Source organism: Cetobacterium sp. (genome assembly GCF_048470075.1).
Taxonomy (GTDB): Bacteria; Fusobacteriota; Fusobacteriia; order Fusobacteriales; family Fusobacteriaceae; genus Cetobacterium_A.
Map to the genome: position 1 here is coordinate 1 of NZ_DBGBQB010000081.1, position 6120 is coordinate 6120.

Genomic DNA, 6120 nt, shown 5'->3' on the forward strand with positions numbered 1-6120 from the left:
ATTCTATTCTTTAGGTACATCTTTTGATACTATACAATTAAACAGAAAGTTTACAACAAAACTTAGGAGGTAGATTTTATGAATTTCAATAATTTAATTGATAATAATTTAATTATTTTGGACTTAGAGTCTCAAAATAAAAATGATGTAATTGAAAAATTAGTAGATTTGCTTGATAAAAATGGCGCTTTAACTGATAGAAATGAGTTTCTAGAAGCCGTTTTAATCAGAGAGAGTAAATCTCCCACTGGATTGGAAGATGGATTGGCTATTCCCCATGGAAAATCACACTCTGTAAAAATACCTAAGATAGCTGCAGCAAGACTAAAAAATAAGATTAAAGATTGGGAATCTGTAGATGAAGATAATGAAGTTGATCTTGTCTTTTTAATAGCTATTCCAGATTCAGAAAAAGGAACAACTCATATTGAGGTTCTTTCAAACCTTACAACTCTTTTTATGGAGGATGGATTTATAGAGTCTCTTAGACAAGCAAAAAATAAAGAGGATTTTCTAAATATTATTTTAAAAAATGATAAATCAACCACTACATCTTTTGATGAAACTAATAAGAATCTTGAAAACAACATCTCAACTTCCTCTAAGGAGAAGCAATCTTTTAAATTTCATCTCAATAGATTAAAAGAACATCTTCTTTTTGGAACTTCACATATGATTCCATTTATTGTTGCAGGTGGAGTTCTATTATCTCTTGCTGTTATGATATCTGGAAAGGGAGCTGTTCCAGAAACTGGTTTTCTAAAAGATATGGCTGATATGGGTATAGCTGGACTTACTCTTTTCACAGCTGTTCTTGGTGGATACATAGCTTACTCTATCGCTGATAAGCCGGGATTAGCACCTGGTATGATCGGTTCATGGATAGCTGTTCAAAACTATAAAACTGGATTCTTAGGTGCTATTATCGTGGGATTTATAGCTGGTTTTATTATAAATCTTCTTAAAAAAATAAAACTTCCAGATAGTATGAAATCTTTAGGTTCAATATTTATCTATCCATTGATTGGTACTTTTATTGTGTGTGGTATTGTAATGTGGGGAATTGGTATTCCAATAGCTGCTATGATGACAAGTATGAATACATGGCTTGCTAGTATGGCAGGTAGTGGTAAAATAGCACTTGGAGCCATATTGGGTGGTATGACTGCCTTTGATATGGGAGGTCCTATTAACAAAGTAGCTACACTTTTTGCTCAAACTCAAGTTGATACTCAACCTTGGTTAATGGGTGGAGTTGGAATAGCTATTTGTACCCCTCCCCTTGGAATGGCTTTAGCTACTTTCTTATCTCCCAAAAAATATACAAAAGATGAAAAAGAAGCTGGTAAAGCGGCTGCTATAATGGGACTAATTGGAATTAGTGAAGGAGCTATTCCATTTGCTGCTGCAGACCCTATGAGAGTTTTACCTGCTATAGTTGCTGGTGGTATTGTTGGAAACATTGTAGGATTTTTAATGAACTCTATTAACCATGCCCCTTGGGGAGGTTGGATTGTTCTTCCAGTTGTAGATGGTAAATTTGGATACATACTTGGAACTATTTTAGGTGCTTTAACTACAGCTTTAATTGTTAATACTTTAAAACCTGTTGCTCCAGAAACATTGGAAGAGGAGATGGAAGAGTTAAACTATGATGCTGTTGTGGATGAAGGAGAGGCTGATGTCTTGGCTATAACATCTTGTCCTTCTGGAGTTGCTCACACTTTCTTAGCAGCTAAAGCTCTTGAGAAAACTGCAGCTAAAATGGGTATTAAAATAAAGGTTGAAACTCAAGGAGCTAATGGTATTGTAAATAGAATTACACAAAAAGATATTGAAAACGCTAAGGTTGTAATTTTCGCACATGATGTTGCTATAAAAGAGCCACAGAGATTTAAAAATATAAAAACATTGGATGTTAAAACAAAGTTAGCAATTCAAGACCCTAAAAAATTAATAGAGGACAGTCTAAAAATTTAGACTAAAAAAGGTCAACTATCGAGATATAGTTGACCTCTTTTTTTTATATATTATTTTCCTCTAAAGATACTCTATCCCTTTTAGTGGAACTATCTTTAATAGAAGATTTGGATTTCATAATCATAAATATTCCCCCTATTGCAAGAATAGAGTAGATTATATTGATTGTTGTCAAAGAGTTTCCTCCTGCCAATCCCATTTTAGATAAAACTGTATATACATATGCTAAGCCCAATATCAATATATAGGATACTGGAAATGCATATTTCCAATTTGATAGATCCACATGAGATTTATTTTCTTTTGGTAATTCATAAAGAGTTTCTCTTTTCATAAAACTCCCTAATCCAATCATAAGCAGTATATCAAATACAAATAGACCTCCCATTACATGTACAAAATTTAAATTTATTTTAAATATCCAAACCAAAGAAAAATATAGAATAACATGAGCTGTTACGGTTATTCTTGCCGCTAAACCATTTATTGTTTTATTTAAAAAACCTACTGCTACAAGTGCAATTATAGGAATATTAAAAAATCCAGCAAATCTTTTTAATAGTAAAAATAATCCATCTGATCCCGATTGTAACATAGGAGCAATAATCATAGATATAATAGCTATTATTGTTCCAGATATTTTAGCCACTCTTATTAAATCATCATCTGAAATATTCTTTTTAAATATTGGTTTATAAAAATCATAACAGAATAGTGTTGCTGCACTATTTAAGAATGAATTAAAGGTGCTTAATATTGCCCCAAATAGGCACGCTGTAAAAAATCCCAACAATGGTTTTGGTAAAACCTCTCTCACAAGAGTCGGATAGGCTAAGTCTATATTGCTTAAAGAACCTCCAAATATATGAAAAGAGACCAACCCCGGAAGATTAAGCATAAATGGTAATGTAAGTAGAAATACTCCAGCTATTAAAATCCCCTTTTGTCCCTCAGCTAAACTCTTAGCTCCCAATGCTCTTTGAATAATCGCTTGGTTTGTGGCCCAGTAAAAGAAGTTTACAATCATTATACCCGTGAATATTGTAGTCCAAGGAACTGGGTCAGTTGCAGCACCCCAAGCATTTAACTTATCATAATGAGTTGTTGTTATCTTACTAACTCCCTCTAATATACTTCCATCTCCAAGATATTTAAGTGCAAAGAATGGAATCATAGCTCCACCTATAATAAGTGCTAATCCATTTAGAGTATCTGATACTGCTACCGCTTTTAATCCTCCAAAAATAGCATATATTCCCCCAATAACTCCGATTAACCATACAATAACCCAGATAGACATACTAAAACTTATATTGAAAAGATTAGGTATATCAAACATCTGTGAAAAAGCTATCGCTCCTGAATACAGTGCACCTGGAATTAAAATAAATGTATATCCCACCATGAAAAGAAAGGACATCATCTGTCTTGTTTGTTTATCATATCTAGCTTCAAAGAATTCTGGAATTGTTGTAAAACCACCTTTTAAATATCTTGGTAATAGATATAGTGCCAATACACAAAGTGGAATAACTGACTGAACAGTCCATGCCATAATTGAGAAATTACTTATATAGGCTGAAGCATTTGTCCCAATTAGTTGCTCCGTTGATAAACTAGTCAATACCATTGAAAACCCTATGACTACTCCTGACAGTCCCCTACCTGCCAAAAAATATCCCTGTGCTGAGTGCTCCTCATCTTTAGTTTTTAAATAAGATATGAAACCGATTAATGCTGTGACAAATATAAAACTTAAAATTGTCATTAACATACTATACACCTCCCATTTGTTATTACTCTATTTATACATTTTTTTTAGAAAACAAACAATATTTTAAATTTAACCACTATTTTTTTGCAAAATATGTTATATTTCACTCTATATAATAACTACTTACTTTCTATTAAGTTGTTATATTTGTTATGTTAATAAAAAACAAATAATTCTTGAAAAAAAATCATTTATATGATAAAAAATGAGCATAACAAATAATACAAATTCTAATACTCGAGGTGAGTAAAATAAAGGAAAATAACAGTAACTATGAAAAAATTTATAAAGAGTTAAAAAAAAGTATTCAAAAAGGTAGAATAAAAGAGTTTGAAAAGTTGCCCACTGAGATGCAGCTATGTGAAACCTATTCTGTTAGTAGAATAACTGTTCGTAAAGCCCTAGAAAAACTTGAACAGGATAACCTTATACAAAAGTTTAGAGGAAAGGGAACATTTGTTACACCATTTCCCATTGTTCAAAATAAGTCTGGATTAAATAAACTTTTTGATGATATTAAAAATTCCGGCAAGACACCATACTCTAAAATTCTATCTATTGGAATCTTCTCTCCAACAGAGGATATACAGGAAAAAATGGAAGTATCCAATGAGAAAATACTTATTATCGAGTGGATTAGATATGCTGATAATGAACCTATACTCTATGAAAAAATCCATTTTCTAGCTGATAAAGTTCAAGGATTAGAAAAAATAGATTTATCTGATAAAAAACTCTATGATATTTTAGAAAAAAAATATGGAGTAACTTTTGAAAAAGGGGTTGAAAAATTTAGACCATGTATTTTAACTGAAGATTTACAAAGAGTTATGAAAATTAAAAATTGTAACTTAGGTATGGAAGTTGAAAAAAAACTGTGGTTTGAAAATAGAATTTTTGAATATACCTTAGCATATATACGAGGGGATCGTTTTATATATACCACTGAGTATAAAAAATAAATTTTTGGAGGATTAGATGGAGAATATAGCAATTATTTTATTGGATCAAATTCGAACTGATATGTTGGGATGTTATGGACATAAAGTTGTTAAAACACCTAATATAGACAGATTAGCTGAAGAGGGAGTTATCTTTGATAGAGCATACACACCAGCTTCTGTTTGCTGCCCTGCTAGAACCTCTCTTTTTACAGGTCAAATGCCCACAAATCATAAAATAATAAGAAATGTGGAAAAAGCAGAGGTACAGGACCCCAGTTTAAACAATCCAAATATTATCTCAACTTTAGAGAATCATAAGAAATTATATATTGGTAAATGGCATGTTGGTGGAAATGTTTTACCTAAAGATTTTGGATTTATTGGACATAATTTTGATGGATATGGCTATCCTGGAAGCCATGTCTATGAAAATATGGTTTTTGATCAAGGACCTAAAAAAGAGGATAGATACGTTAAATGGTTAGAGGAAAAAGGGTTTGAAACACCTAGAGTCACTGACGAATACTTTGGAGAAAATCCTCACCTTAGAGTTCAAGAACTTTGTGGAAAACTTCATTGTCCAAAAGAGGCTACACTTCCATTTTTCGTAGTTGATGAAGCTAAAAAAGAGATTTTACAAGCCAAAAAGGAGGGAAAACCATTTTTTATTTGGATGAACTTCTGGGGACCTCACACTCCATGTGTAGTTCCAGAGCCTTATTACTCTATGTATAATCCTGATGATGTCACTCTTGATAAAAGCTTTTATGAACCTCTAATAAACAAGCCTAATCATTATAAAAGCATCTCTAAAATGTGGGGTATGTGGGATGCCAGTGAGGATAGATGGAAAGAGGTTATAACTAAATTTTGGGGATATATAACTCTTATTGATGATGCTCTTGGAGATTTCTTCCAATTCCTAAAGGATGAGGGACTCTATGAGGATCTATTCTTAACTGTTACTGCCGATCATGGAGATGCTATGGGTGCCCATAAGATGATTGAAAAGGGTGAGTTTATGTTTGAAACTACTTATAGAATACCTATGATTATAAAAGATCCAAAATCTCCTAGAAAAGGGGATAGAGAAAATTCTATGGTCTATTTGCATGATTTAACTCCTTCATGTAGCGACCTTATCAATGGCACTTATCCCGATTTCTTTGATGGTAAATCTCTTCTCCCACTACTAAGAGATAAGCCCTATGAAAAAAGAAAAGGGATTTTAGGTCAACTCTCTGGGCACTTTGTATCTTTCGAGCAAAGAATGTGGAGAAATGAGAGATATAAGGTAGTTTTTAATGCCACTGACCTATGTGAACTTTATGACTTAGAAAATGACCCTGAAGAGATAAATAATCTATTTTATGATGAAAACTTTAAAGTTCTTAAAAAACAGATGTTAAAAGAGCTTTATGG

General features: G+C 32.3%; 4 protein-coding genes. 3 read left to right on the top strand and 1 reads right to left on the bottom strand.

From position 1 onward, the window contains the following. Positions 1–78 precede the first annotated feature (78 nt). Complete coding sequence (locus ACMOUI_RS03100) at positions 79–1980, top strand: PTS fructose transporter subunit EIIC (protein WP_418964284.1); 1902 nt, start codon at positions 79–81, stop codon at positions 1978–1980. Positions 1981–2023: 43 nt separating this feature from the next. On the opposite strand, the gene ACMOUI_RS03105 is transcribed toward ACMOUI_RS03100, so the two are convergent. Further along, on the bottom strand, positions 2024–3754 hold the full coding sequence (locus tag ACMOUI_RS03105) for a solute:sodium symporter family transporter (RefSeq protein WP_418964285.1): 1731 nt from the start codon (positions 3752–3754) through the stop codon (positions 2024–2026). 242 nt (positions 3755–3996) lie between these two features. Between ACMOUI_RS03105 and ACMOUI_RS03110 the strand changes: the two genes are divergently transcribed. Both ACMOUI_RS03110 and ACMOUI_RS03115 read left to right on the top strand, forming a co-directional pair. Next, complete coding sequence (locus ACMOUI_RS03110) at positions 3997–4716, top strand: GntR family transcriptional regulator (protein WP_418964286.1); 720 nt, start codon at positions 3997–3999, stop codon at positions 4714–4716. 16 nt (positions 4717–4732) lie between these two features. After that, a partial coding sequence (locus ACMOUI_RS03115; protein WP_418964287.1) for a sulfatase-like hydrolase/transferase occupies positions 4733–6120 on the top strand: 1388 nt, incomplete at its 3' end.

Excerpts from the sequence above, each read along its gene's own strand:
- ACMOUI_RS03105 (WP_418964285.1), bottom strand. The coding sequence starts at position 3,754 with ATGTTAATGACAATTTTAAGTTTTATATTTGTCACAGCATTAATCGGT.
- ACMOUI_RS03100 (WP_418964284.1), top strand. The coding sequence starts at position 79 with ATGAATTTCAATAATTTAATTGATAATAATTTAATTATTTTGGACTTA.